The following is a 26216-nucleotide window of genomic DNA, read 5'->3' as shown; positions in this document are numbered from 1 at the left end:
CCGGCAATCGATTGGTTGCAAGCCCCCCGTCAGGTGGCGGGCTCGGCCCCGCCGTCGAGCAGCGTCGCGACCCGAGCGGCGAGATCGGCGGAGCGGAACGGCTTCGTGAGGACCGGCAGGTCGTCGGGGATCTGCATCGCCTCGGCATGGCCGGTGAGGATCAGGACCGGCAGGCCCGGATCCCGGTCGCGGATCTCGGCGGCCAGGTCGATGCCGCTCATGCCGGGCATGGCCAGGTCGGCCACGACGATGTCGTAGCGGCCGTCCTGGAGGAGACGGAGGGCGGCCTCGCCGTCGCCGGCCTCCGTGGTGCTGTGGCCGAAGGCGGTGAGGAACGAGGCGGTCACGTGGCGGACCTGCGGATCGTCGTCGACGATCAGGACGCGGGCGCGCCGTCCGGCGACCGGGACGGCACCGGAAGCCTCCGCGGCCTGCTCGGGCGCCTGATCGGCGAAGGGGAGGGCGAGTTCGACGCGGGTGCCACGACCGACCACGCTGTCGATCACCAGCCGCCCCTTGGATTGCTGCGCGAGGCCGAACACCATGGCGAGGCCGAGCCCCGTACCCTGGCCGACAGCCTTGGTGGTGAAGAACGGCTCGCAGACCCGGCGCAGGATCTCCTCCGGAATGCCGGTGCCCTCGTCGGTGACGCTGATGCCGAGATAGGGACCGTCGGCGATCTCGGGATCGCCGCTGATGGCGAGCCGGCGCGTCGCCACCGTGATCGCGCCCCCGTCCGGCATCGCGTCCCGGGCGTTGATGCACAGGTTGAGCACGGCGAGCTCGAGCTGGTCCGGATCGACCTGGACCGCCGGCAGACCGTCCTCGAGGTCGGTCCGGACCGTGACGAGGCCGCCGAGGCTCCGGCCGAACAGGTCGCTCATGCCGGTGATCAGGGTGTTCACGTCGACGGGGCGCGCCTGGAGGTCGTGGGCGCGGCTGAAGCTCAAGAGACGCTTGGTCAGGGACGCCCCGCGCTCGGCGGCGCCGCGGGCGTTCTCGATCAGGCGCTGGACCCGCGGCTGGTCGGCGACCTTCGGGCCGGCGAGCTCGAGGCTGCCGAGGATCGCGGTCAGCAGGTTGTTGAAGTCGTGCGCGATGCCACCCGCGAGGGTGCCCAGCGCCTGCATCTTGTCCGACTGGCGCAGGCGCGCCTCCAGGGTCCGCTGCTCGGTCACGTCGCGCTCGATCATCGCGAGGTGACTGATCGCCCCGCTCGCGTCGCGGATCGGCACCCGCGTCACGTGGCTCCACTGCTCGGCGCCGGTCGGGCCGTCGCTGATGAGGCTCTCGGCCACCGCGCCGGACCGGACCGCCGCCGCGTCCGCCGCCGTCACGGCCTCGGCCTTCGGTCCAAGAAGTTCGTCCTCGCGCCGCCCGAGGCTGGCGGCGACGTCGTGGCCCAGGAGGGCGGCCTTGCGGCCGTTCAGCCGCACGAAGCGGCCCGCCGCGTCCTTGAAGCTGATCGCGTCCTGGGCGTGGTCGAGGAGTCCGCGCAGGAGCGCCCGCTCGGTGGCGAGGTCCCGGCCGAGGCGGTGGCGCTCGAAGGCCTGCCGGACGGTGGAGCGGAGCAATCCGGCATCCCAGGGCTTGGTGACGTAGCCGACGATGCCGCCCCGGTTGAGGGCGGCGATCACCGCGGTGATGTCGGCGTAGCCGGTCAGCAGGATCGCCTGCGCGTCGTGGAAGGTGCGGGCCTCGGCGAGGAGCGCGTCGCCCGTGAGGCCCGGCATCCGCTGGTCCGAGAGCACGACGGCGATGTCGGGCTCGGCGCGCAGGATCTCCAGCGCCTCGGCCGGGCGCGAGGTCGTCAGAACCCGGTAGGACTCCTCGAACAGGTCCTCCAGGGCGATCAGGATGTCCGGCTCGTCGTCGACGGCCAGGATCGTCCCTACACCTGCCGTACCGTCACTCATGCACTGGCCGCCTGCCGCGGAATCCCGATCACGAAGCAGGCTCCCCCACCCGGGGCCGTCTCCACGGTGAGCGAGCCGCTATGCGCTTGAACGACGCTGTAGGCAATCGCAAGACCCAGGCCCGTACCGGATCCGACCGGTTTCGTCGTGAAGAACGGCTCGAAGATCTTCTCGCGCAGCGTATCTGGAATGCCGGGACCGGTATCGCTGATGCGAATCTCGTCGAGTTCGGGGTTCGACTGCGTCGTGATCCGGATCGTGCCGCCCTGCGGCATGGCGTCGGCGGCGTTGCCCAGGATGTTCATCACCACCTGGTTGAGCAGCGCCGGGGTGCAGTGGATCTCGGCACGCCCCGCGAAGCTGCGCTCCACGGCGATGCGCTCGCCGAGCTTGTGCTGGATCAGCGCGAGGACCGTCTCGATCGCCTCCGGCACGTTGACCAGGGCGCGCTCGCCCTCGTCGAGGCGCGAGAACTTCCGCAGGTTCAGCACGAGATCCTGGATCCGGGTCAGCCCCATCCGCATCGAGCCGACCCGCTGCCGGGCCTTGTCGATGGCGCGTGCGGCCGCCTCCGGGGCGGCGTCCGGCAACTCGCCGAGCAGGCGCTCGACCGTGCCCTGGTGGGCCAGGATGAAGGCCAGGGGATTGTTGATCTCGTGGGCGATCCCGGCCACCAGCTCGCCCAGCGAGGCCATCTTGGCGGCCTGGACGAGCTTGGACTGGGCCTCGGTGAGCTGGCGGTTGGCGTCGGCGAGGTCGCGATTGGCCCGTTCCAGGGCGTCGGCGAGGCGCGCCCGGGCCTCGGCCGCTTCGGCCTCGGCGCGGGCGCGCTCCACAGCCCGCTCGCGCTCGCCGAACTGGCCGGCGATGCGCCGGTCATCCTCCTCCAGGAGGCGCCGCCGCACGAAGCCGCGGACCCGCAGCGCCAGCACCTCGGCGTCGGTCTTCGAGACAACGTCGTCGGCGCCGGCCGCGTAGGCCTCCACGAGGAAGTCCTTGGCCGGATCGCTGCCGGCGATGCCGACGAGGTGGAAGCCCGCGCCGGCCGCCTGGCCGGAGCGCCGCTGGCTGATCGCCCGGCACAGGGCGAGGCCGTCATAGGCGTGGCCCAGGAGATCGACCGTCACGCAGTCGAAGGCCTCGTCGCCGGCCGCCGCGTCCAGGGCGGCCAGCGCCGCCTCCGGCCCGTCGACGCTCGCCACATGGTGTCCGTCCTGGCCCATCACGCCGGCCAGGAAGGTCCGGTAGGTGGCGCTGCCGTCGATCACCAGGACGCGCCCCCGCCGGAAGGCGGCCGCGCCCGGCCCCTCGCCGTCGGTCGTCGGGCGGCGCTCGCGCAGCAGGGCGCGGATGCGCAGGATCATCAGGTCGCGGTCGGCGGATTTCGGCAGGTAGGCGTCGGCGCCGCTCTCCAGGCCCTGGCGCTCGCCGCCGCTGCCGCCGGTCAGCATCAGGACGGGCAGGGCCCGGGTGCGCAGGGACAGGCGCATCTGCCGGATCAGCTCGTCGCCGTTCATGCCCGGCAGGTGGTAATCGGCCACCACGAGGTCGGGCTGGCTGCGGTTGAGATGATCGAGGGCGGTCTCGGCGGAGGCGCAGCGCTCCACCGCGAAGCCGTGCGCCTCCAGCAGCAGGCGCAGTTCCAGGGCCTGCGTCTCCGAATCCTCGACCAGCAGGATCCGGGCCGGCACCTCGGACGTGCCGGCCTCGCTCACGGCCGCGCCCCCGCATCCACGAGGCGCAGGACGTGGTCGGCGACGCGGTCGAGGGGCAGGACGGCCCGGGCGGCCCCCAGACGCACGGCCGCCGCCGGCATGCCGTAGACGACGGCGGTGCTCTCGTGCTCGGCCACGGTCTGGGCGCCGGCCTTCTGCATGTCGGCGAGCCCGACGGCCCCGTCCTCGCCCATGCCGGTGAGCAGCACGCCGATGCCGGACGCTCCGGATTGCCGGGCCATGGACCGGAACAGCACGGTGGCGGCCGGGCGCTGGCCCGAGACCGGCGCGGAATTGATCACCCGCAGGATCCGGCCGGAGCCGATCTCCAGGTGGCGGTCGCCCGGTGCCACGTAGACCCGGCCGGGTTCGGCGCGCTCGCCGTCCTGGGCGAGGGAGACCGGCAGGGTCACGACGCTGTCGAGCCAGCTGGCGAACCCGTCCATGAAGGCCGCGCCCATGTGCTGGACGACCAGGACCGGCAGCAGGAAGTCCTTGGGCAACGCGCCGATCACCCGCGCCAGCGCCGGCGGACCGCCTGTGGAGGCGGCGATGCCCAGGAGGCTCGGGGCCTGCCCGGGCAGTTCGGCCGGCGGCGCCTGGGGCGCGGCGGCGCCGCGGCCGGCCCACTCGGTGCCGATCGGGCGGCGGCGGATGACCGGAACCTGGGCCATGATCCGCAGCTGCGTGCAGATCTCGCCGGCCACACCCTCGTAGCCGGCATGGGTCGTGGCCACGGGCTTCTCGACCACCGACAGGGCCCCGGCCCGGAGCGCGTTCATCGAGATGCGCAGGGAGGAATCCTCGACCGAATCCGCCACCACGACGATCGGGGTCGGAAGCTCGGCCATGATCCGGCGGGTCGTCTCCAGGCCGTCGATGCCGGGCAGGCGGATATCCATCGAGATCACGTCCGGTCGCACGGTCCGGAGCTTGTCGAGGGCCTCCTCGCCGGAGGCGACCGCGGCCACGAGCTCGAGGCGGGGGTCGCGGGAGACGATGTGGCGCAGCAGCTCGCGCACCACGAGACTGTCCTCCACGAGCATCACGCGGACGGGGGTCATAGGAGCTGCCCGATCGTATCCAGCAGCTGGCGCTGGTCGAACTTCTGCTTGGTCAGGTAGGCGTCGGCGCCGAGATCCAGGCCCCGGGCGACGTCGGCGGCGTCCCCGCGGGAGGTCATCAGGATCGTCGGCAGCCGGGCGAAGCGCTCGTCGGCCCGCAGGGCCTTCAGGAGGCCGAACCCGTCGAGGCGCGGCATCTCCACGTCGGCGAGAACCAGATTCACAGGCTCGATCTCGGCGCGCAGCCGGTCGAGGGCGTCCTGCCCGTCGACGCACACGACCACGCGGTAGCCGGCGGCTTCCAAGATTCCCTTCTCCAAAGTCCGGGTGGTGATCGAATCGTCGACGACCAGGATCGTGGCGCGCGCGGACGCGCCCGGCGTGGCGTGAGTCGTCGAACGTGGAGCCGGCGCCATCGTTCCGAGCGAACTGCCCGAGATTCCGGCCTGGGCGCGCGCCGCGAGCCCCTCGGGGTCGAGGACGAGCACCGGCACGTCCCCGTGCAGCACCGCCGTGCCGGCGATCAGCCCCGGATCGGCGCCGAAATCCGGCGCGGGCAGGACCAGGAACGGGCGGACGTCGTGCAGGCGGTCGACCGCCAGGGCCAGACGGCCGCCGCCGGTCCGCAGCACCACGGCGGTCAGCGTGCCGGGATCGGCCGGATCGGCGACCTGTCCGAGGATCGCGGCGAGATCCGTCACCGGGTGGCTCGTCGCGGCCTCCCCGTCGCCGAGGCGGACGATCGTCCGGCCCATGGCGACGGGCAGCTCGCCGCGCTTCAGGCGCAGGAGGCGCTCCACGGCGCCCCCGGGGAGCGCGTAGCTGCGCCCGGCCGCCTCGACCAGCAGCAGGCTGCGCCGGGCCGCCGAGAGCGGCAGGCTGAAGATCAGGGCGGTGCCGGCCGGGTCGCGCGGCTCCAGGCGGACGCTGCCCATGAGCTGGCGGGCGGCGTCGGCGGCCACCGAGAGGCCGTAGCCGCGCCCCGACAGGGTGTCGACCGCCTCGGCGGTGGAGAAGCCGGGCTCGAACACGAGGCGCAGCAGGGTGTCGGGTTCCGCGGCGGAACCGGGGGCGAGGAGGCCGCGCTCGCGGGCCGCCGCCTCGATCCGGGCAAGGTCCGGGCCGGGCCCGTCGTCGAACACGGTGACCTGGAGGCGGGAGCCGCGCACCGCGACCTCCAGGCCGAGGCCCAGGGCCTCCGGCTTGCCGGCCGCGCGCCGCACCTCCGGCGCCTGCCAGCCGTGGCTGAGGGCGTTGCGCAGGGCGTGGAGCAGCGGATCCTTCAGGGCCTGCAGCGTGCCGCGCTCCACCGGCAGATCGAGGCCCCGCAGGTCGAGATCGACCTCGCGGCCCTGCTCCCGGGCGGTCTCGCGCAGCGACCGGGCGAGGGGGGCCAGGACGGTCTCGGCCGGGACCAGGGCGAGGCGCTCGGCCGCGGCGCGGACGCGGGTCGCGGCACCCTCGACCGCGCTCGTCGCGGAGGCCTGGCGCCGCGACAGGTCCGCGGCCTCCCGGGCGAAGGCGCCCGCGCGCGCCGCGAGGGCGCGCCACTCGGGCCGCTCCGCGCCGGCCCCGGCCGCGAGCGCCTCGGCGCCGACGCGCAGGTCGCGGCGAGGCGGGCGAGCCGGGCGAGCCCGTCGGCCGCGGGCGCCTGGCCCGCCAGGGTGCTGGCGAGATCGTGGCTCGCCCGGGCCAGCGCCTCGACGGCGTCGGCCGGCACCCGCAGGATCGCCGCGGAAGCCTCCGCCGGCTCGGGGCCGGGCTTCGGCGCGGGGGCGGCCGGCGCCGGCGGTGCGGTCGCGGCCGGCGGGGATGACGGCGCGGCGGGCGGACGCGGTGCCGGGCTCGGCGTCGGATCCGGCGACGGAGCGGCCTGTGGTGCTGGCGGTGGAGCGGGTGATGGAGCTGGCGAGGGCGCCGGCTGCGCCTCGCCCGGGAGCCGGAGGACACGGCCGAGGGCCGCCAGGGCGTCGGACGGCATGTCCGGACCGGCGCCATCGGTGAGGCCGGCGACGTACGACTCGATCCGGTCGAGGGCGAGGTGGACGGCGTTGGCCGCCTCGCGATCGAGGGCGGTGGCGCCGGTCCGCACGCCCTCGAACAGAGTCTCGAGACGGTGGGCCACCGCCTCGACTGCCGGAAGGTCGACGGCGCGGGAGGCTCCCTTCAGGCTGTGGGCGCGGCGGAAGACGTCGTTCCAGTCCGGCGTGGCGCTGCCGAGCGCCCCGCGGATCGCCGCCACGTGCTCCCGGTGCTCGACGTCGAAGGCGGCGAGCAGGAGCTTGCGGATATCCTCGGCCAACGGGGTGCCCGCCTCAGTGCCGGTAGCGTTCGGCCAGGGCCATGAGGGCCTGGGCGAGTTCGGTGAGGTTGGCGGACGCGGCCTCGACCTGCCGGGTGCCGGCGGCCGTCTGCTGGCTGGCCTGGCGGATGTTCTGCAACGCCCCCATCACCTGCTCGATGCCCAGCTGCTGCTGGTTGGTCGAGGCCACGATCTGCTGGAACGTCTGCACGTTCTCCTCCACCCGCGCGGTGATCTCCTCGATCGTGCGCTGCGTCGTGTCCGAGCGCGTCTTGCCCGCCGCCGCGCGCTTGACCGCCTCCTCGGTCAGCATCACCGACGTGTTGATGCCCCGCTGGATCTCGCCCAGGATCGCCCGCACCTGACCGGTCGCCGCCTTGGCCTGGTCGGCCAGGAGCTTCATCTCCGCGGCCACCACCGCGAAGCTGCGCCCGCTCTCGCCGGCCGCGGCCGCCTCGATGGCGGCGTTGAGCGCCAGCAGGTGCGTGCGCTCCGAGATGTCGTTGACCGTCTCGATGATGTCGCCGATCGTCTGGGTCTTCTCCGACAGGCTGACGATGTTGCCCGCCACGGCTTCCGCCTGCTCGCGGATCGCGTCCATGGCCTTGGCGGTGTCCGACACCGCGCGCAGGCCCTGGCGCGAGGTCTGCGCGGTCGCCTGGGCGGTGGCGATCACCTCCGTGGCGCGCTTGGAGATCTGCGCGCCCGAGTGGGTGATCTCGTCGACCGTGGCGGCCGTCTCCTGGACCGCGGCGAACTGCTGCTCGACCGAGGCGGCCTGCTCCTGCGCCGAGGCCCGGATCTCCGCCGCCGCCGCGTTCAGGTCCGCCGTCGCCGCGCGGTTCGTCCGCGCCAGGTCCGACAGCCCCGCGACCATCGTGTTCAGCGTCGTACTCAGACGGCCGATCTCGTCGCGCCCGCCCGCCGCGAGCTGGCCGGAGAGGTCTCCCTCACCGACGCGGGCGACGAAGGCCATGACCGTCTCGAGGGGCCGCACCACGGCGCGGCTGATCAGCCACGTGATCAGGGTCGCCAGCAGCACCGCGGCGGCTAGCGTCAGGTAGATCGAGAGGCGCGAGCGGTCGTAGACCTCCTGCGCGGCGCGCTGTCCCAGCGCCATGCCGCCGTCGAGCTGGGTCCGCAGGTTCTTGATCCCCTCGAGGAAGGGCGCCTGCAGGCGGGTGATCTCCGCATTGCGGGCCTCGACCGCCGCGACGTCCTGCTGGGCGATGGCGGCGAACTGCGCCTCGCCCTGCGCCTTGACCTCGCGGAACGAGCCCTGGACCGCGGTCGCCGCCGCGGCGATGCGGTCCCAGGCCGCGACGCGCTCGGCGGACACGACCTGCGTCCGATACTGGGCGGCGAGCTGGATCGTCGTGGCGAGGCGGTTCTCGACCTGGGCCGCGGTCTGGCGCCAGGCCGCCAGGGTGTCACCGCCCTGCGTCGTGCGCCCCTGGGCCTGCATCAGCATCGCGATCACGGCGGTGCGGCGCAGGAGCCCGAGGTCGCGCGCCTCGTTCCCGAGATCGTCGAGCTGGCGCAGGATCGTCATGTCCCGCCGGACGATCGCGTCGGTCGTGTCGCGCACCGCGCCGATCTGCTCCAGGGCGTAGAGGCCGAGCGCCACCACAACCACCGTGACGGCGAAGAAGCCGAGAAGGATGCGTTTTCCGATCGAGAGCGACACGGGCGGGGATGGCTCCGGTTGTGGCAGGCGGCCCGGTCAGGGAAGGGCGCGGCGCAGGAGGCGGGGGAGGTCGATGACGACGAAGTCGGGACGGCCGTCGCCCGCTGCTCCGGAGCCGGGGGCATAGACCGAGGCGGCCTCGTTGCCCAAGCGGTCGGGATCGGCCGCCTCCGCGGCGGCCGCGCCGGAGGCCCGGGCGATGCCCAGGACCCGGTCGACCGCGAGGGCGAGGGGCTGGGGATGGACGCCGCGCAGCACGATCAGGTGGCCGGCCGCCGCCTCGGCGTCGGACGCGGGCTCGGGCCGGCCGAGGGCCCTGGCAAGGCTGAGCACGCCGACGATCCGCCCGGACAGGGCGATGAGGCCGTCCAGCGCCGGCACCGCTCCGGGCATCGGCGTGGAGGGGCGCGACGGGAGGACCTGGGCGACGGCCGCCAGCGGCACGCCGTAGCGCTCGCCGCCGCAGGCGCAGACGAGGTGATCGTCCCCCGAATCGGTCGCGACCGCGACGGCACCGCGCCGGGCGAGGGCGGCCGCGCGCTCTGCGCGCAGGTCCCGCTCCGGCCGCGTCCGTTGACGGCCGTCCTGTGCACTCGGGCGCGCGCCCATCAGGACCTCCTGCTGCCGACGCCGCCGAGCGCGGCGCGGGCCGCGGCCGCGCTGGCCGCGATCTCGCCCGCGGAGGCGCCATCACCCTCGGGCAGCGCCGTGTCCGGCCCGAGGGCTTGACTCAAGGCGACGGCGTTGTCGAGGGCGCGGACCGCCTCGCTCGGCCGCTGCAGGGCGATCAGCAGCAGGCCGAGGTGGTAGTGGGCCATCACGAAGCTGCGGTCGAGGTAGAGCGCGGCCCGCAGCGCCCGCTCGGCCTCGGCGTCGCGCCCGAGGGTGCGGGCCAGCAGGCCCTCGTAGAAGCGCAGGGCCGTGTCGGTCGGGTCGCGGTCGAGGGCGGCCCGCAGCGCCCGCCAGGCCGCGCCGGTCTCGCCGGAATCGGCCAGCGCGCGGATCCGGTCGAGGTCGCAGGCCTCGTCCAGGACTGCCCCGTGATCCCGCGTTCCGGGCGCGTCGGGAACCGGCGCTGTCCCGGGTGCGGCGACCGGATCCGGAGCGGGAACGACCGCAGCGTCGGGCAGCCCCGCCCCGGACACGCCCGACGACGCGCCCGCAGACGCGCCCGGACCGGGATCCCGCGCGGGCGGCCCCGGCACCTGCCCCGTCGAAGGGGCGGGATCCGGCACCGAGGTGCCGGGCAGCGCGACCGGCGGCGCATCGGCGCGCGGTCGGTAGGCCACGGTCCCGGGCAGGCTGACGGCGTCCAGGAAGCTCGCGAAGGCGGGACTCGGCTCGGCGTGGCCGAGGAGCAGCCAGCCCTCCGGCCTCAGCCTGCGGCCGAGACCGCGGACCACCGCGGCGACCGTCCGGGCGTCGAAGTAGATCAGCACGTTCCGGCAGAGAATCAGGTCGAAGGGCTCGCCCTGCGGTGGCCCCGGCTCGACGAGGTTCAGCAGGTTGCCGCGCTCGAACCGGACCGAACCCCGATATTCCGGACGGAGGGCGTAGCCGCCCTCGCGCCGGATGCCCGGCGCGGCCGGCAGCCGCGTGAAGTAGCGGAGCCGGTCCTCCGGCGGCATGGTCCGGAGGGCCCAGCGGCCGTACTCGGCGGCGCGGGCGGTGGCGAGCGCCTCGACGCTGATGTCGGTGCCGAGGATCGAGACCCGCCAGTCGGACCGGGCGTCGCCCAGCAGTTCGTGCACCAGGATCGCCAGGGAATAGGGCTCGGCCCCGGTGGAGCAGCCCGCGCTCCAGATCCGCAGGACGCGCTCGGACGCCCGCGCCGCGATCAGCGCCGGCAGGATCGTCGCGCGCAGCGCGTTGAACTGCTCGGCGTAGCGGAAGAAGAACGTCTCGCCGACGGTGATCTCGGCCTCGAGCCGGGCCCATTCCGCCTCGCCCTCCGCCCCGCTCGACAGGAGGGCCGCGTAGGCGGCGCAGTCGGCCACGGCGGCGGCGCGGAACCGGCGGTGCAGCCGCTCGATCAGCAGCTCGTCCTTGTCAATGTAGTAGTGGTGGCCGGTGCGCGCGATGATCCGCGCCTTGAGCGGCGGGTAGGCGGGATCGACACCCAGGTCGGGACGGGGATTACCCGGACGGGCCATCGCGCGGTCAGACGGCGTGCGGCAGCGCGGCCAGACGTTCGGCGGCGGCCCGCGCCAGGGCGTCGACCCGGACCTGTTCCTGCACGGTGAGGAGGCGCTCCGGCGCCAGCGCGTGGACGAGGCGCGCGCCGAGGACCAGCTCGGCGGCGACGCAGCCGTTGAGCGTGTCGGCCGCCTCGGCCTGCCGGATCGCGGATTCCGCGACGATCGTGAGGTCGGCCGCGCGATCGACGAGATACGCGACGGCGCCGCCCTGCATCAGCACGAGATGGGCGTAGAGACCGGGCGCCGCGACGGCCGGGCGCAGGCCGAGCAGGGCCGCGAGGTCGACCACGGGGACCGGCGTGCCGCCGAGATTGAGGAAGCCGGTGAGCCAGCCGCCGGAAGCGGGCGGCGCGTGCAGATCCGGGAGCGGCAGGATCTCGGCGACCGCGCCGCGGGGCAGGGCGCAGGCGGTGCCGGCGACATCCAGCAGGAGATAGGCCGAACCGCTGCTGGCCACCGCCACCCGCTCCGTGTTGCTCGGTCGCGGCCGGGCCGGGACGGCTCGCGACATAGGCCGAGTTAACGCTGCCGGCAATTGTGCGCCGCACGGGCGCGATGACGCGGAACCAAGTCTCGTCTGAGCCGCTTATTTTCCGACGCAGCGGCAACGCGCCTGACGAGGCGCGGCGCTTTGCCTGCGCCGGTCTACGCCAGGGATTGACGATGAGGAAACTTCTGTTGGCCGCCGCGTCGCTGACGCTCCTCGCGGGCTCCGCCTACGCCCAGGGTAACTCGCCCTACAACGCCTCTGGCGCTCAGGCCGGCGGCCCGCGCGGCGGCATGGAGCGCGCCGGTGAGGCGGCCGCGATGGAGCAGGGTGCCGCTCCGGCCGCGCGTCCGACGATGCGCAAGCGCATGAAGCACAAGCGCATGAAGCATCATCGCCGGATGCGCCACCACATGTGAGTGGCGATCACCGGGGCGCGCCGCAGGCGGCGTCGCCCGGGTGGCTCGGCCTGTCGCACCCGCGGCAGGCCTTTTTCGTGCCTGTTCACAGGCGAAGCGCCGGCCGCGCGGGACTGAAGCATATTGCAGCCCGATCGCCGGTTGCGGGACGACGCAGCGCGGTTCAATCTCGCGCGAAAGCCGCGGCGCCCGGAAAATGTTCGCAAACGAACATCGCCCGATCATCAGTACAGCGGCGCGGCGGCCTGACGGAAGGCGAGGGAGCACCGATGTCACGACCGCTCGACCGGAGATCCGACGACAGGATCGAGGCGACCGGTGTCGAGGGGCGGCGGAGCGCCATCGTCGCCTCGGTCCGCCAGCGCGGCTTCGTGACGATCGAGGCCCTGGCGGCGCAGTTCGGCGTCACCGTTCAGACGATCCGGCGCGACCTCAACGAACTGAGCGCCGAGGGCCGGCTGGAACGCTACCGCGGCGGCGGGGGACTGCCCTCCAGCGTCGAGAATATCGACTACGCCGACCGCCGGGTGACCCTGCTGCCGGAGAAGAGCCGCATCGGCCGCCTCGCGGCGAGCCGCATCCCGTCGCACTGCTCGGTCTTCATCAACATCGGCACGACGCCGGAGGCCGTCGCCCGCGAGCTGGCCCGGCACGACGATCTCAGCATCATCACCAACAACCTCAACGTGGCGATCTCCCTGGCCGAGACGACCGAGTTCCGCATCGTCGTGGCGGGCGGAACCGTTCGGAACCGCGACGGCGCGGTGCTGGGCCAGCTCACCTGCGACACGCTCAGCCAGTTCCGGGTCGACGTGGCGGTGATCGGCATCAGCGGCATCGACGGCGACGGGGCGCTCCTCGACTACGATTACGAGGAGGTGCGGGCGACGCAGACGATCCTGGCCCACGCCCGGAAGACCTTCCTGGTGGCGGACCACACCAAGTTCACCCGCCGCCCGATGGTCCAGGTCGGGCGCCTGGAGCAGGTCGACACCTTCTTCACGGACCGCCCCCCCCCGGCCGAGATCGTCGCGCTCATGGAGCGCCAGGGCGTCACCCTGGCGGTGGCGGACGGCGCGGCCGAACCCTAACGAACATCGATTTTTTCGCTTGCGAAAGCCGAGGGCTGCGTCAATATACTGCCAATCCGCCAGCAGGGCGGCTCCGGAGGAACCATGGCGGCAGCACCGGGCCAGCGCGAGCCGTCCGACGCCTACGATCTCCTGATCATCGGCGGCGGCATCAACGGCACGGGCATCGCCCGGGACGCGGCCGGCCGGGGCCTTTCGGTCCTGCTGGCCGAGCGCGGGGATCTGGCGGGCTTCACGTCCTCGTCCTCGACGAAGCTGATCCACGGCGGCCTGCGTTACCTCGAATATTACGAGTTCCGCCTCGTGCGGGAGGCGCTCGCCGAGCGCGAGCGGCTGCTGCGGCTCGCCCCGCACGTGATCTGGCCCCTGCGCTTCGTCCTGCCCCACGACGAGGGCCTGCGCCCGGCCTGGATGCTGCGGCTGGGCCTGTTCCTGTACGATCACCTCGCGCGGCTGCGCACCCTCCCGGGCTCGCACGGGGTCGACCTGCGCAGCTCCGCCTACGGAGCGCCGCTGCAGCAGCGCCTGAAGCGCGGCTTCGTCTATTCCGACTGCTGGGTCGAGGACAGCCGCCTCGTGGTGCTCAACGCCATGGACGCGCGCGAGCGCGGCGCGACGGTGCTGACCCGAACCGGCGTGGTCTCGGCCCGGCGCGAGGGTGACGGCTGGGCCGCGACCTTGCGCAACGAGCGCGGCGGCACCGAGCGGACGATCCGCACGACGGCCGTCGTCAACGCCGCCGGTCCCTGGGTCAGCGAGACGCTCGGCGGCACGCTCGGCGTCAACAGCCGCGCGGCGGTGCGGCTGATCAAGGGCAGCCACATCGTGGTCAAGCGCCTGTTCGACGGCGATCAGGCCTACATCCTGCAGCAGCCCGACAAGCGCATCATCTTCGCGATCCCCTACGAGCGCGACTTCACGCTGATCGGCACCACGGACGTTCCCTACGAGGGCGAGCCCGGCCCGGTCACGATCTCGGAGAGCGAGACCGACTATCTCTGCGGCTGCATCAACCGCTCCTTCGACACGACGCTCACCCCGGCCGACGTGGTCTGGAGCTATTCGGGCGTGCGCCCGCTCTACGACGACGCGGCGGAGAACGCCTCGGCCGTGACCCGCGACTACGTCCTCGACGTGGAGGACCAGGGCGGGACTGCGGCGGTGCTGTCGGTCTTCGGCGGCAAGATCACGACCTACCGGCGGCTCGCCGAGCACGCGCTCGAGAAGCTGAAGCCCTATTTCCCGCACCTCAAGAAGGCCTGGACCGGCGACGCGGTCCTGCCCGGCGGCGCCATGAAGGACGCGGATTTCGACCGGTTCCTCGCCGAGCTGAGGGCCGAGAAGCCGTTCCTGCCGGAGGAGACCGCCCGCCGGCTCGCCCGCGCCTACGGAACCCGGGCCCGGGACATCGTCGGGACGGCGCGGTCCATGGCGGATCTCGGCGAGGCCTTCGACGGCGGCCTCACCGCCGCCGAGGTCGATTACCTGCGCACCGAGGAATGGGCGGTCACCGCCGACGACATCCTGTGGCGGCGGTCGAAGCTCGGCCTGCGCACCGGCGCGGAGAGCGCCGCGCGCCTCGCCGCCTACCTCGACCGCAGGGCCGAGGCCGCCTGATGCTTTCGAACCCGATCCGGCGGCAGACCGGTCGGGCCTATGAAGGGAGGGAACGATGAGCCGTTACGTCGGGGCCATCGACCAGGGTACCACCAGCAGCCGCTTCATCGTGTTCGACCGGGAGGGCAGCGTCATCGCGCTCGCCCAGGCGGAGCACGCGCAGATCTACCCGGCCCCCGGCCATGTCGAGCACGACGCCACGGAGATCTGGACGAAGACGCAGAGCGTGATGCGCGAGGCGCTGGAGAAGGGCGGGCTCCAGCCCTCCGACCTCGCGGCGGTCGGCATCACGAACCAGCGCGAGACCACGCTGATCTGGGATCGGAAGACCGGCAAGCCCCTGCACAACGCCCTGGTCTGGCAGGACACCCGCAACGACCGCCTGGTGGCCGAGTTCGCCCGCGACGGCGGCCGCGACCGGTTCCGCGACCTCACCGGCCTGCCGCTGGCGAGCTACTTCTCCGGGCTCAAGCTCCGCTGGCTGCTCGACCATGTCGCGGGTGCCCGCGCGAAGGCCGAGGCCGGCGACGTGCTGTTCGGCAACATCGACACGTGGCTCGTCTGGAACCTCACCGGCGGCACCGAGGGCGGCCTCCACGTCACCGACGTGACCAACGCCAGCCGCACGCAGCTCATGTCGCTCAAGACCCTGGAATGGGACGAGGGCATGCTCCGGACCTTCGGCATCCCGAAGGCGATGCTGCCGAAGATCGTCTCGTCGAGCGAGGTCTACGGCGAGACCCGGGCGCCGTTCGCGGGCGTGCCGATCGCCGGCATCCTCGGCGACCAGCAGGCGGCCCTGTTCGGCCAGACCTGCTTCGCGCCGGGCGAGGCCAAGAACACCTACGGCACCGGCTGCTTCGCGCTGATGAACACCGGCGAGGAGCCGGTCCCGTCGAAGGCCGGCCTCGTCACCACGCTGGCTTACCGCCTCGACGGCCAGAAGCCGGCCTACGCGCTGGAGGGTTCGATCGCCATCACGGGCGCCCTGGTGCAGTGGCTGCGCGACAACCTGCACATGATCAAGGATTCCGCCGAGGTCGAGACGCTCGCCACGACGGTCGAGGACAACGGCGGCGTCTACTTCGTGCCGGCCTTCTCGGGCCTCTACGCGCCGCACTGGAACGAGGGCGCCCGGGGCCTGATCATCGGCCTGACCCGCTACGTCAACCGCGGCCACATCGCCCGCTCGGTGCTGGAGGCGACCGCCTTCCAGACCCACGAGGTGCTGGACGCCATGGCCAAGGATTCCGGCATCCCCGTCAAGGAGCTGCGCGCCGACGGCGGCATGGTCGCCAACAACACGCTGATGCAGTTCCAGGCCGACATGCTCGACGTGCCGGTGGTGCGGCCGAAGGTGGCCGAGACCACCGCGCTCGGCGCCGCCTACGCGGCCGGACTCGCGGTCGGCTACTGGAAGGGGCTCGACGACCTCAAGCGCAATTGGGGCGTCGACAAGCGCTGGACGCCCAAGATGGATGCCGGCAGGCGCGAGACCATCGCCGCCGCCTGGAGCCGGGCGGTGCAGCGCTCCTTCGACTGGAAGACCGACGAGGATTGAGGACACCGCCCTCGGGCCCGCGCGCGGCGCGCGGGCCTGACGGCCTCGCGACCGACTCCATCGCACCCGCGCCCTCATCCTGAGGCGCGGCGAAGCCGCCTCGAACGAGGGCTCCGGCCAGCCGCGCGATCCCTGGAGCTCTCCTGCGAGGCCTCCGCTGCGCTCCGGCACCTCAGGATGAGGGAAGTGGATGGGGCCTGCGCAGATATCGGTGACCGCCTCCGGCGATCACGCGCTCGCCAAAGCTTTGAACGTTCACAAAAAGCAGCGAACGGGGGAGACGACACGATGACATCACCCTTCCTGGGCGAATTCCTGGGCACGATGACCTTGATCGTGCTCGGCGACGGCGTCGTGGCCGGCGCCCTGCTCAAGCATTCCAAGGGCGAGAATGCCGGCTGGATCGCCATCACGGCGGGCTGGGCCTTCGCGGTCCTCGCCGGCGTCTTCGTGGCCAACGCCACCGGCAGCGCCGACGCCCACATCAACCCGGCCGTCACCGTGGCGGGCGCGGTCAGCTCCGGCGATTTCAGCAAGATTCCGGTCTATATCCCGGCCCAGATGCTCGGCGCCTTCGTGGGCGCCGTGCTGGTCTGGCTGCACTACCTGCCGCACTGGGGCGCGACCCAGGATCCAGGCCTCAAGCTCGCCTGCTTCTGCACCGGCCCGGCGATCCGCGACGCGAAGGCGAACTGGATCTCCGAGATCATCGCGACCTTCTTCCTGATCCTGACGATCTCCGCCCTCGTGACCACCACGCTGGGCTCGGCCGGCGCGATCCCGCGGGCCGTCGCGCCCTACATGGTCGGCATGCTGGTCTGGGGCATCGGCCTGTCGCTCGGCGGGACCACCGGCTACGCCATCAACCCGGCCCGCGACCTGGGGCCGCGCGTGGCCCACGCGGTGCTGCCGATCGCCGGCAAGGGCACCTCCGACTGGGGCTACGCGCTGATCCCGGTGGCCGCGCCCCTGGTCGGGGCGGTGCTGGCCGGGCTGTTCGTCCGGGCGCTCGGGATCTGACGGAACGCCCGCACCCTCAACCGCCGCGGGGCGGCCCGGCGTCGCGGCGGTTTGCGGCGCGCGGCCTTGGGCCTTAAGTCAGGGCGATCCCGACCGCGCCCCTGGGGCGCTTGCCCGCGGTGTGCCCCCGACCCATGGCCGTCGTCCTCGACACCCTGAAGAACGATCCGCGGCCGGTCCGCCTGCGCCACCCCGAGAAGGCGCACCGGCCCGACCAGCCCGTTCAGGCCAAGAAGCCGGACTGGATCCGCGTGAAGGCACCCGGCTCCAGGGCCTGGTCCGAGACGCAGAAGATCGTGCGCGAGCACGGGCTGGTCACGGTCTGCGAGGAGGCGGGCTGCCCGAATATCGGCGAGTGCTGGGAGAAGCGGCACGCCACCTTCATGATCATGGGCGACACCTGCACGCGGGCCTGCGCCTTCTGCAACGTGCGCACAGGCCTGCCCGACGCCCTCGACCTGGGCGAGCCGGACAAGATCGCCGATTCGGTCGCCAAGCTCGGCCTGCACCACGTGGTCATCACGTCGGTCGACCGGGACGACCTGAGGGACGGCGGCGCCGAGCACTTCGCCCGCACCATCGCGGCGATCCGGCGGGCGAGCCCCGGCACGACGGTCGAGATCCTGACCCCCGACTTCCTGCGCAAGGACGGGGCGCTCGAGGTCGTGGTCGCCGCCAAGCCCGACGTGTTCAACCACAATCTGGAGACCGTGCCGGCCAAGTACCTCACGGTTCGGCCGGGCGCGCGCTACTTCCACTCGGTGCGCCTGCTGCAGCGGGTGAAGGAGCTCGACCCGGCGATCTTCACCAAGTCCGGCATCATGGTCGGGCTCGGCGAGGAGCGGAACGAGGTGCTGCAGCTCATGGACGACCTGCGCTCGGCCGACGTCGACTTCCTGACCATCGGCCAGTACCTGCAGCCGTCGAAGAAGCACCACGAGGTCGTGCGCTTCGTCCCCCCCGACGAGTTCAAGGCCTACGAGACCACCGCCTACGCCAAGGGCTTCCTGCTGGTCTCGGCCACGCCCCTGACGCGGTCGTCGCACCATGCGGGCGAGGACTTTGCGCGACTTCAGGCGGCGCGTCTGGCCAAACTGTCGCCCGCGCTCTCGGCCTGAGGAATCCCGAACACCATGCCGTCCTTCCGGGTCACCCGCGCGGTGAAGCACACGCCGCAGCAGATGTACGACCTCGTCGCCGACGTGGAGCGCTATCCCGAGTTCCTGCCGCTCTGCGAATCCCTGCGGGTGATCCGCCGGCAGGACATGCCCGATGGCGGGCAGGTGCTGATCGCTGAGATGGGCGTGGGCTACAAGGCGATCCGCGAGCGCTTCACCACGCGGGTCACCCTCGATCCGGCGAGCCTCAAGATCGTCGCCGAGTACATCGATGGGCCGTTCCGGCACCTGGAGAACCGCTGGCTGTTCAAGGACGGCCCGGACGGCGGCTGCAACGTCGACTTCTTCATCACCTACGAGTTCAAGAGCCGCACCCTGGGGCTCCTCATGGGCACGATGTTCGACCGGGCCTTCCGCAAGTTCACCGACGCCTTCGAAGGCCGGGCGAACCGGATGTACGGGGCGCGGGCTTAGCCACCGTCACCGCGCGCAGGGGCAGCGTCAGGCCCGCAGCGGCACGCGCACGTGCTCGGGCCGCACGCCCATCCCGATCATCCGCGCCGGAAGAACCTGAAGCCGCGGCAGGGCGTCGAGGAGGCGCAGGGCGAGCGGCGCCCGGAACGGCGCGTCGGCCGCGAGCGACGCGGCGATGACGCGGGACTGGATCACCCGCTGCAGCGCCTGCGTGGCCCGCACCGGAAACATCCGCCGGGCCTGGACCCGGGCGAGGTCGGCCTCCGCGGGGCGCCCCGCCCGCAGGGGCTCGGCCAGGAGGTTGGCCGCCGCCACCGCGTCCTGGATCGCGAGGTTGATTCCGACGCCGCCCACCGGCGACATGGCGTGCGCGGCGTCGCCGACGCAGAGCAGGCCCGGGCGATGCCAGCGGTCGAGCCGGTCGACCGTGACGGTCAGGAGCTTGACGTCGTCCCAGGCGGCGATGGCGTCGGTGCGGTCGGCCAGGAACGGGGCGATCTGCGCAACCGCGGCCCGGAAGGCCGCCAGTCCCTTCGCCCGGAGCGCGGCGTCGCCGCCCTTCGGCACCACGTAGGCGCATTGCCACATGTCACCCCGGTCGAGGGTGATCAGGATCCGCCCCGGGCCGAACCGCCCCGCCGCCGCCTCGGGATCGCCGTGCCGGCGCGGCAGGCGGAACCACAGCACGTCGATCGGCGCGCCGAAGGCCCGGGGCACGAGGCCCGCGCGTTCGCGCATCCGCGAGTGACGGCCATCCGCGCAGAGCACGAGATCGGACCGGATCTCGACCCGGCCGTCCGGCCCGGTCGCGCGCACGCCGGCGATTCGACCCTCCGTCTCGATCAGGTCCTGCGCCTCGGTGCGGCGGATCAGCCGGAACGCCGGGTAGCGGGCGGCCTCGGTGGCCAGGAAATCCAGGAAATCCCATTGCGGCATGAAGGACAGGAAGCGGTTGCGGGTCGGCAGCCGGCTGAAATCGGCGACCCGGTAGCTGCGCCCGTCGACGACGCCCGAGAAGTTCTCCACGCGGCGCTGGGGGAGGGCGCGGAAGCGCTCGGTGAAGCCCAGCTCGTCCATCAGGTCGAGGGTGGAGGGGTGGATCGTGTCGCCGCGGAAGTCGCGGAGGAAATCCGCGTGCTTCTCCAGCACGGTGACGTCGATGCCCGCGCGGGCGAAGAGCAGTCCGGCCATCATCCCGGCGGGGCCTCCGCCGACGATGCAGAGGCGGGTCGTCACCGTATCCATGGGCCGTCCTCCCCGTGCCGCGATCAGTCGCCGAGAGCGTCCTCCAGCAGACCGAGCGCGTCGGCCACGGCGGCGCGGCGGATCCCCGCGCGCCCGAGATCGCCGTAGCGCCGCTCCAGATGACGCGTCTCGCCGTCCCGCTGGCCGAGGCCGAAATGCACCAGCCCGACCGGCTTCTCGGCGCTCCCGCCGCCGGGGCCGGCAATGCCGGTGATCGCCACCGCGACCGAGGCCCGCGACGCCGCCAGCGCCCCGGCGGCCATAGCCCGCGCCACGGCCTCGCTGACCGCGCCGTGCCGGCGGATCAGGTCCATGGGTACGCCGATCGCCTCGGCCTTCGCCTCGTTCGAGTAGGTGACGAAGCCGCGCTCCAGAACGGCCGAGGAGCCCGGCACCGCGGTGAGCAGGCCGGCCACGAGGCCACCCGTGCAGGATTCGGCCGTGGCGACGGTGCGCCCGTCCGCCGCGTAGGCCGCCACCAGCGCCTCGGCCCGGGCGAGAAGCTCTGCGTCGTCGACCATCGCGAACGGGCTCCCCTCGGGCGGCGGCGCCCTATCTCATGTTGTGACCCAAGGCCGAGCCCGGCTCAAGGACCGGCGCCCCGATCGGAGACACCCTTTTCATGATCTTCCCCGCGATCACGGCCTTCTATGCCGGGCTGCTCGCCCTCGTGTATCTGGGCCTGTCGGGGTGGGTGATCGGGGCCCGCGTCTCCGAGAACGTGCTGTTCGGCGACGGCGGCGACGACACGGTGCTCAAGCGGATCCGCTCGCACGCCAATTTCGCGGAATACGTGCCGCTGGCCCTGATCGTCATCGGCCTGCTGGAGGCGAGCGGCGGCAGCCACGGCCTGGTCCGGGCGCTGCTGGTCGCCCTGCTGGTCGCCCGGATCCTGCACCCGATCGGGATGTTCGCGCCCCCGAACTCGCCGCGCCAGTTCGCCTGCCGGGGCGGCGGGATCCTGCTGACGATGGCGGCCCTGGCCATCGCGGCGATCGCGCTGCTGGTGCGGGTGGCCTGAGGCGGAGCGCGACGCGCCCTCTCTTCCGTGCGGGAGAGGGGACCCGCGCTCGCCCCGAAACCGCTCAGCCCTGGCGCATCGCGGTCTCGGCCTGCGCGTCGAGGGCGGGGCCGTCCTCCTCGGGCAGCCGGACCGTCGCGGCCGCCTGGGCCGCGAGACCCTCCGCCCGCCCGACGAAGCCGAGCTTCTCGGTGGTCGTCGCCTTGATGGAGACCGCCGAGAGCGGCACGCCCGCGATGGCGGCGATGCGTGCCCGGATCTCCTCACGGTGCTTGCCGATGCGCGGCGCCTCGGCCAGCACCGTGATGTCGAGGTGGTCGATACGGCCGCCGCGGGCGCGGACCAGGCCGCAGGCATGGGCCAGGAACTGGTCCGAGGACGCGCCGCGCCAGCGCTCGTCGGAGGGCGGGAAGTGCGTGCCGATATCGCCGTCCGCGATGGCGCCGAGCAGGGCGTCGGTCAGGGCGTGCAGCGCCACGTCGCCGTCCGAATGGGCGAGCACGCCGCGGTCGGCGGGGATCTTCACCCCGCCCAGCCAGACATGGTCGCCGGTGGTGAAGGCGTGCACGTCGAAGCCGGTGCCGAGGCGGGTCACGTAGGTGGTCATGGCGCGGGCTCCCGGCGCTGGCAATTCGGTGGTCTCGGTCGCGAAGGCGCGGTCCGCCTCGATCAGGTCGGCGGGCTGGGTGATCTTGCGGTTGGCGATGTCGCCCGCAAAGACGACCACCGGCAGCCCGGCCCATTCGGCGAGGGCGCCGTCATCGGTGAAGCCGTCGAGACCCTGCGCGGCGGCGTCCCGGTGGCCCTTGAGCAGCGGGCCGAAAGCGAAGGCCTGAGGCGTCTGGACCGCGCGCAGGTGCTCCCGGGGCGGGGTCTCGTGGACCCGGCCGATGCCGGGCGCGATGTCGACGACGCGCTTGACCGTGTCGGTCACCGGCACGCCCGGAACGGCCGCACCGTGGTCGCGCCCGGCCGCGATCGCCCGGGCGATCAGCGCGGAATCCACGTAGGGGCGCGCCGCATCGTGGACCAGCACGATCTCGGGCGCGTCGCCGGTGGCCAGGGCCTCGAGACCAGCGCGCACCGAAAGCTGACGCGTCGTGCCGCCTTCGACGGGCTGGGTGATCTTGGCGCGAAGCGCGGGCGCGAGTTCCTCCAGGCAGCTGCGGAAGAAGTCCGCCGCGTCGGCGGCGATCACCGGCTGGATCCGCGCGATCGCGTCGTCCGCCGCCAGCGCCGCCAGGGTGCGAGTCAGGACCGCCTGCCCGCCGACCCGGCGGTACTGCTTGGGCGTGCCGCCGCCGATGCGGATGCCGCGCCCGGCCGCCACCACAACCGCGGCGACGCCGGCTCCCGCGCTGGCGGGTCCGGTGGCTGGCGTGCCGGTGGCGGGCATGGGCGACGAACTCGTGAGGTCCTGAGGGGCGGCAGCGGCGGCCAGCGCGCGGGCCAGCCGTGCCGGCTCAGCCCTGCCGCGGAGGGTGCCCGTCGTTTAAGCGGGGGAGGGCCCGAAATCAACGCGCGGCCCCGCTTGCCAGCGGACCGGACTTGCCTCATTGTTGTGCAGAATGACGACTGACCATTATTTGAGCGCGCTGCGTCGCGCGGGGGCGACCGCCGAAGGGGCGGATCCCGTCCCGCTCTGCCTGCTCGCCCCGCTATCGGGTGTTACCGACCTGCACATGCGCCGCATCGCCCGCCGCTGCGGCGCCGACGCGGTCGTGTCCGAGATGGTGGCGGCCCGGGAACTCACGCGCGGATCCGGTGAGGCCACGCTGCGCGCCGAGGGCTCCGGCGTCGACCTGCACGTTGTCCAGCTCGCGGGCTGCGAGGCGGGCCCGATGGCGGAGGCCGCGCGGCTCGCGGAGGCCGGGGGCGCCGACGTGATCGACGTGAACATGGGCTGCCCGGCCAAGATCGTGACGGGGATCGCCTCGGGCTCGGCGCTCATGCGCGACCTCGACCACGCCGAGCGCCTGCTCGCGTCCGTGCGGGGCGCCGTGTCGATCCCGGTGACCGTCAAGATGCGCCTCGGCTGGGACGACGCGAGCCGCAACGCCGCCGACCTCGCCGCCCGCGCCGAGCGGCTGGGCCTGAACGCCGTGACGGTCCACGGGCGGACCCGGCAGCAATTCTACAAGGGCAGCGCCGACTGGTCGGCGATCCGGGCCGTCGTCGCGGCGGTGTCGATCCCGGTGATCGCCAACGGCGACGTGACCGACCTCGCCAGCGCCCGCGCCTGCCTGGACGCCTCGGGCGCCGCGGGGGTCATGATCGGCCGCGCGGCGACCGGCCGCCCCTGGCTGGTCGGGCAGGTCGCCGCGGCGCTGGCGGGCCGGCCGGCCGCGGAGCCCTCCCGGGCCGAGCAGGCCGCCCTGGCGGCCGAGCACTACGCGGGGCTGCTGTCGCTCTACGGCCGCGACATGGGCGTGCGCCACGCCCGCAAGCACCTCGCCGCCTACGCCGAGACCGGCGGCGCGCTGGGTCCCGCGGAGCGCGCGGCCCTCCTCACCACCGCCGATCCGGAGACGGTGCTGGCCCTGCTGGCCCGGGCCTTCGCGGGCGCGGCGAACCCCGTCCAGGAGGCCGCGTGAGCGACGAGCCCCTCCCGCGCGAGCCCGGCGCCCGGCGCGACACCGCCGCCGAGGCCGTGCTGAACGCGCTGCCGCTGCCGGTCCTGACCATCGGCGCCGACGAGCAGATCCTCCACTGCAACCACGCCGCGGAGGCGTTCTTCGACTACTCGGCGCGGCTGATGCAGCGCCGGCGCCTGCGCGACATCATCCCGTTCGCCTCGCCGATCATCGCGCTCGTGGCCGAGGTCCGGCGGCGGCGCGCCAGCGTCAGCGAATACCGGGTGGAGCTCACCCAGCCGCGCCTCGGCCTGGAGCGCAGCGTCGACGTGTTCGCGACGCCGCTCGGCGACGACGGCGAGGCCGTGGTGATGATGCTCCAGGAGCGCACCATCGCCGACAAGATGAACCGCCAGCTCACCCATCGCGGCGCGGCGCGCTCGATGGTGGCGCTCGGCGCGATGCTGGCCCACGAGATCAAGAACCCGCTCGCGGGCATCCGCGGCGCGGCGCAGCTCCTCGAGAGCACCGGCGCCGAGGAGGACCGGCTGCTCACCCGCCTGATCTGCGACGAATCGGACCGGATCGTCCGCATCGTCGAGCGCATGGAGCTGTTCGGCGACGAGCGCCCCTCGGATCGCGGCGCCGTCAACGTCCACGGCGTGCTCGATCAGGTGAAGCGCTCGGCGCAGTCGGGCTTCGCGCGGCACATCCGGTTCATCGAGACCTACGACCCGTCGCTGCCGCCGGTGCTGGGCAACCGCGACCAGCTGATCCAGGTGATCCTGAACCTGGTGAAGAACGCCGCCGAGGCGATCGGCCCGGACGCGGTCGAGGGCGAGATCACCCTGTCGACCGCCTTCCGCACCGGCCTGCGCCTGCAGGTCCCGGGCTCCCGCGAGCGGGTCAGCCTGCCGATCGAGGTGGCGGTGCGCGACAACGGCCCGGGCATCTCGGCCGACCTGCTGCCCGACCTGTTCGACCCGTTCGTCACCACCAAGGCGCAGGGCTCCGGCCTCGGTCTTGCATTGGTGGCCAAGATCGTCGGCGATCACGGCGGGATCGTCGAGTGCGATCCCGCCCCGCGCCGCACGGCGTTCCGCATCCTTCTGCCGATGTCGAGTGCCCGGGACGGGCGCGAATCGGCGGTCGATCCGTGATGTCGATCCCCGAATCCGGCCCCCGTCGGAGGTCTGAGTAGAGAGTCATGCCGAACGGCCACATCATCGTCGCCGACGACGACGCCGCCATCCGCACCGTGCTGAACCAAGCGCTGTCCCGGGCGGGCTACGAGGTTCGCTCGACGGGCAATTGCGCCACCCTCTGGCGCTGGGTCGCGCAGGGGGAGGGCGACCTCGTCATCACCGACGTGGTCATGCCCGACGAGAACGTGTTCGACCTGCTGCCGCGCATCAAGCGGGTGCGGCCGGAGCTGCCGATCATCGTGATGAGCGCGCAGAACACCTTCATGACGGCGATCCGCGCCTCGGAGCGGGGCGCCTACGAGTACCTGCCGAAGCCCTTCGACCTGAAGGAGCTGATCGCCATCGTCGGCCGGGCGCTCTCGCGCCCGCGGGGCGCGGCGCCGGCCGGGGCGCCCCCCGAGAACGAGGACATCCCGCTGGTCGGCCGCTCGCCGGCCATGCAGGAGATCTACCGGGCGCTCGCCCGGCTGATGCCCACCGACCTCACCGTGATGATCACCGGCGAGTCCGGCACCGGCAAGGAGCTGGTCGCCCGGGCGCTGCACGATTACGGCCGCCGCCGCACCGGCCCGTTCGTGCCGGTCAATATGGCGGCGATCCCGCGCGACCTGATCGAGTCCGAGCTGTTCGGCCACGAGAAGGGCGCCTTCACGGGCGCGCTCCAGCGCTCCGCCGGCCGGTTCGAGCAGGCCGAGGGCGGCACGCTGTTCCTCGACGAGATCGGCGACATGCCCATGGAGGCGCAGACCCGGCTGCTGCGCGTGCTCCAGCAGGGCGAGTACACGACGGTGGGCGGCCGCGTCCCGATCCGCACCAACGTCCGGATCATCGCGGCCACCAACAAGGACCTGCGGGTCTCCATCCAGCAGGGCATCTTCCGCGAGGACCTGTTCTTCCGCCTCAACGTCGTGCCGCTGCGGCTGCCGGCCCTGCGCGAGCGCTCCGAGGACGTGCCGGATCTCGTCCGCCACTTCTTCGTGCTCGTCGAGCGCGAGGGCCTGACCCGGAAGACCCTCGACGGCGACGCCATGGAGCGGCTGAAGCGCTACCGCTGGCCAGGCAACGTCCGCGAGCTCGAGAACCTCGTCCGGCGGCTCGCCGCCCTCTACCCGCAGGAAACGATCACCGGCCCGGTGATCGAGGCCGAGCTCGACACGCTGCCGCTGGCGACGCCCGCGGCGCCGGCGGCCAACGGCGCCGCCCGCAAAGCGAACGGGGAATCGGAGACCCTGTCCAGCGCCGTGGAGCGCCACCTCTCGGACTACTTCTCCGGCTATCGCGACACGCTGCCGCCCCCCGGCCTGTATCACCGGATCCTGCGAGAGATCGAAGGCCCGCTGATCGGCGCGGCGCTCGCCGCCACCCGCGGCAACCAGATCCGCGCCGCGGAACTGCTCGGCGTCAACCGCAACACCCTGCGCAAGAAGGTCCGCGACCTCGACCTGCAGGTCTTCCGGACGGCGCGATAGGACGGTCCCCGGCCGATCCGGCCGGGTCCCCTCA

Annotated in this window: 23 protein-coding genes; 11 read left to right on the top strand and 12 right to left on the bottom strand. The window is 73.0% G+C overall.

All coding sequences use genetic code 11. The annotated features are described in order from the left end of the window. Nucleotides 1-29 precede the first annotated feature (29 nt). From BKE41_RS12230 to BKE41_RS12195, 9 genes are all read right to left on the bottom strand, one after another. Nucleotides 30-1916 (bottom strand): response regulator, encoded by a 1887-nt coding sequence (locus BKE41_RS12230; protein WP_063111703.1) that lies wholly within the window; start codon nt 1914-1916, stop codon nt 30-32. Continuing rightward, on the bottom strand, nt 1913-3631 hold the full coding sequence (locus BKE41_RS12225; protein ID WP_012319162.1) for a response regulator: 1719 nt from the start codon (nt 3629-3631) through the stop codon (nt 1913-1915). Before BKE41_RS12225 ends, BKE41_RS12230 begins: the two co-directional genes overlap by 4 nt. Further along, complete coding sequence (cheB, locus tag BKE41_RS12220) at nt 3628-4695, bottom strand: chemotaxis-specific protein-glutamate methyltransferase CheB (protein WP_070999472.1); 1068 nt, start codon at nt 4693-4695, stop codon at nt 3628-3630. Before cheB ends, BKE41_RS12225 begins: the two co-directional genes overlap by 4 nt. After that, the gene (locus BKE41_RS32125) at nt 4692-6005 is read right to left on the bottom strand and encodes a response regulator (RefSeq protein WP_245295953.1); all 1314 of its coding nucleotides are present in this window, start codon (nt 6003-6005) and stop codon (nt 4692-4694) included. Before BKE41_RS32125 ends, cheB begins: the two co-directional genes overlap by 4 nt. Then, nucleotides 5978-6937, bottom strand: a complete 960-nt coding sequence (locus BKE41_RS32120; RefSeq protein WP_245295971.1) for an Hpt domain-containing protein — start codon at nt 6935-6937, stop codon at nt 5978-5980. Before BKE41_RS32120 ends, BKE41_RS32125 begins: the two co-directional genes overlap by 28 nt. 73 nt (nt 6938-7010) lie before the next feature. Then, a complete protein-coding gene (locus BKE41_RS12210; protein ID WP_012319159.1) occupies nt 7011-8684 on the bottom strand; it encodes a methyl-accepting chemotaxis protein in 1674 nt (557 codons plus the stop codon). A 36-nt stretch (nt 8685-8720) separates the two neighbouring features. After that, nucleotides 8721-9293 (bottom strand): chemotaxis protein CheW, encoded by a 573-nt coding sequence (locus tag BKE41_RS12205; RefSeq protein WP_012319158.1) that lies wholly within the window; start codon nt 9291-9293, stop codon nt 8721-8723. Beyond that, nucleotides 9293-10837 (bottom strand): protein-glutamate O-methyltransferase CheR, encoded by a 1545-nt coding sequence (locus BKE41_RS12200; RefSeq protein WP_070999471.1) that lies wholly within the window; start codon nt 10835-10837, stop codon nt 9293-9295. Before BKE41_RS12200 ends, BKE41_RS12205 begins: the two co-directional genes overlap by 1 nt. Before the next feature lie 7 nt (nt 10838-10844). Next, nucleotides 10845-11339, bottom strand: coding sequence for a chemotaxis protein CheW (locus tag BKE41_RS12195; RefSeq protein ID WP_058607485.1), 495 nt, complete (start codon nt 11337-11339; stop codon nt 10845-10847). 206 nt (nt 11340-11545) lie between these two features. Between BKE41_RS12195 and BKE41_RS12190 the strand changes: the two genes are divergently transcribed. The 7 genes from BKE41_RS12190 to BKE41_RS12160 all read left to right on the top strand — a co-directional run bounded on the left by BKE41_RS12190 (nt 11546) and on the right by BKE41_RS12160 (nt 18669). Beyond that, nucleotides 11546-11788 (top strand): hypothetical protein, encoded by a 243-nt coding sequence (locus BKE41_RS12190; protein WP_012319155.1) that lies wholly within the window; start codon nt 11546-11548, stop codon nt 11786-11788. A gap of 269 nt (nt 11789-12057) precedes the next feature. Beyond that, nucleotides 12058-12879, top strand: coding sequence for a DeoR family transcriptional regulator (locus tag BKE41_RS12185; RefSeq protein WP_012319154.1), 822 nt, complete (start codon nt 12058-12060; stop codon nt 12877-12879). Nucleotides 12880-12963: 84 nt separating this feature from the next. Beyond that, nucleotides 12964-14496, top strand: a complete 1533-nt coding sequence (gene glpD / locus BKE41_RS12180; protein WP_070999469.1) for a glycerol-3-phosphate dehydrogenase — start codon at nt 12964-12966, stop codon at nt 14494-14496. A 55-nt stretch (nt 14497-14551) separates the two neighbouring features. After that, nucleotides 14552-16057, top strand: a complete 1506-nt coding sequence (gene glpK / locus BKE41_RS12175) for a glycerol kinase GlpK (protein WP_012319152.1) — start codon at nt 14552-14554, stop codon at nt 16055-16057. Nucleotides 16058-16345: 288 nt separating this feature from the next. Beyond that, entirely contained in the window at nt 16346-17077 is a 732-nt protein-coding gene (locus BKE41_RS12170) for an MIP/aquaporin family protein (protein ID WP_029360856.1), read from the top strand. 134 nt (nt 17078-17211) lie between these two features. Beyond that, nucleotides 17212-18195 carry a lipoyl synthase gene (gene lipA, locus BKE41_RS12165; protein ID WP_012319150.1) on the top strand — a complete coding sequence of 328 codons (984 nt, stop codon included), beginning with the start codon at nt 17212-17214 and terminating at the stop codon, nt 18193-18195. Between the two features lie 15 nt (nt 18196-18210). Further along, complete coding sequence (locus BKE41_RS12160; RefSeq protein ID WP_024830108.1) at nt 18211-18669, top strand: type II toxin-antitoxin system RatA family toxin; 459 nt, start codon at nt 18211-18213, stop codon at nt 18667-18669. Between the two features lie 27 nt (nt 18670-18696). Here the strand turns inward: BKE41_RS12160 and BKE41_RS12155 are convergent, their stop codons facing one another. Next, the gene (locus tag BKE41_RS12155; protein WP_012319148.1) at nt 18697-19914 is read right to left on the bottom strand and encodes an FAD-dependent oxidoreductase; all 1218 of its coding nucleotides are present in this window, start codon (nt 19912-19914) and stop codon (nt 18697-18699) included. A 23-nt stretch (nt 19915-19937) separates the two neighbouring features. Beyond that, nucleotides 19938-20435, bottom strand: a complete 498-nt coding sequence (locus tag BKE41_RS12150; RefSeq protein ID WP_024830109.1) for a CinA family protein — start codon at nt 20433-20435, stop codon at nt 19938-19940. 101 nt (nt 20436-20536) lie between these two features. Between BKE41_RS12150 and BKE41_RS12145 the strand changes: the two genes are divergently transcribed. Further along, complete coding sequence (locus BKE41_RS12145) at nt 20537-20935, top strand: MAPEG family protein (RefSeq protein ID WP_070999468.1); 399 nt, start codon at nt 20537-20539, stop codon at nt 20933-20935. Nucleotides 20936-20999: 64 nt separating this feature from the next. Here BKE41_RS12145 and BKE41_RS12140 read toward each other — a convergent pair whose 3' ends face one another. Then, complete coding sequence (locus BKE41_RS12140) at nt 21000-22331, bottom strand: bifunctional 2-C-methyl-D-erythritol 4-phosphate cytidylyltransferase/2-C-methyl-D-erythritol 2,4-cyclodiphosphate synthase (protein ID WP_070999466.1); 1332 nt, start codon at nt 22329-22331, stop codon at nt 21000-21002. Nucleotides 22332-22503: 172 nt separating this feature from the next. Between BKE41_RS12140 and dusB the strand changes: the two genes are divergently transcribed. From dusB to ntrC, 3 genes are read left to right on the top strand one after another with little or no spacing between them, the layout of a single operon-like run. Further along, nucleotides 22504-23529, top strand: a complete 1026-nt coding sequence (gene dusB / locus BKE41_RS12135) for a tRNA dihydrouridine synthase DusB (RefSeq protein WP_070999464.1) — start codon at nt 22504-22506, stop codon at nt 23527-23529. Continuing rightward, on the top strand, nt 23526-24668 hold the full coding sequence (locus tag BKE41_RS12130) for an ATP-binding protein (RefSeq protein ID WP_024830113.1): 1143 nt from the start codon (nt 23526-23528) through the stop codon (nt 24666-24668). The genes dusB and BKE41_RS12130 overlap by 4 nt, the downstream gene beginning before the upstream one ends. Nucleotides 24669-24715: 47 nt before the next feature. After that, on the top strand, nt 24716-26182 hold the full coding sequence (ntrC, locus tag BKE41_RS12125; RefSeq protein WP_012319142.1) for a nitrogen regulation protein NR(I): 1467 nt from the start codon (nt 24716-24718) through the stop codon (nt 26180-26182). Nucleotides 26183-26216: the final 34 nt, after the last annotated feature.

Source organism: Methylobacterium sp. C1 (assembly GCF_001854385.1).
Classification (GTDB): domain Bacteria; phylum Pseudomonadota; class Alphaproteobacteria; order Rhizobiales; family Beijerinckiaceae; genus Methylobacterium; species Methylobacterium radiotolerans.
This window is presented reverse-complemented; position numbering and strand designations above follow the sequence as displayed.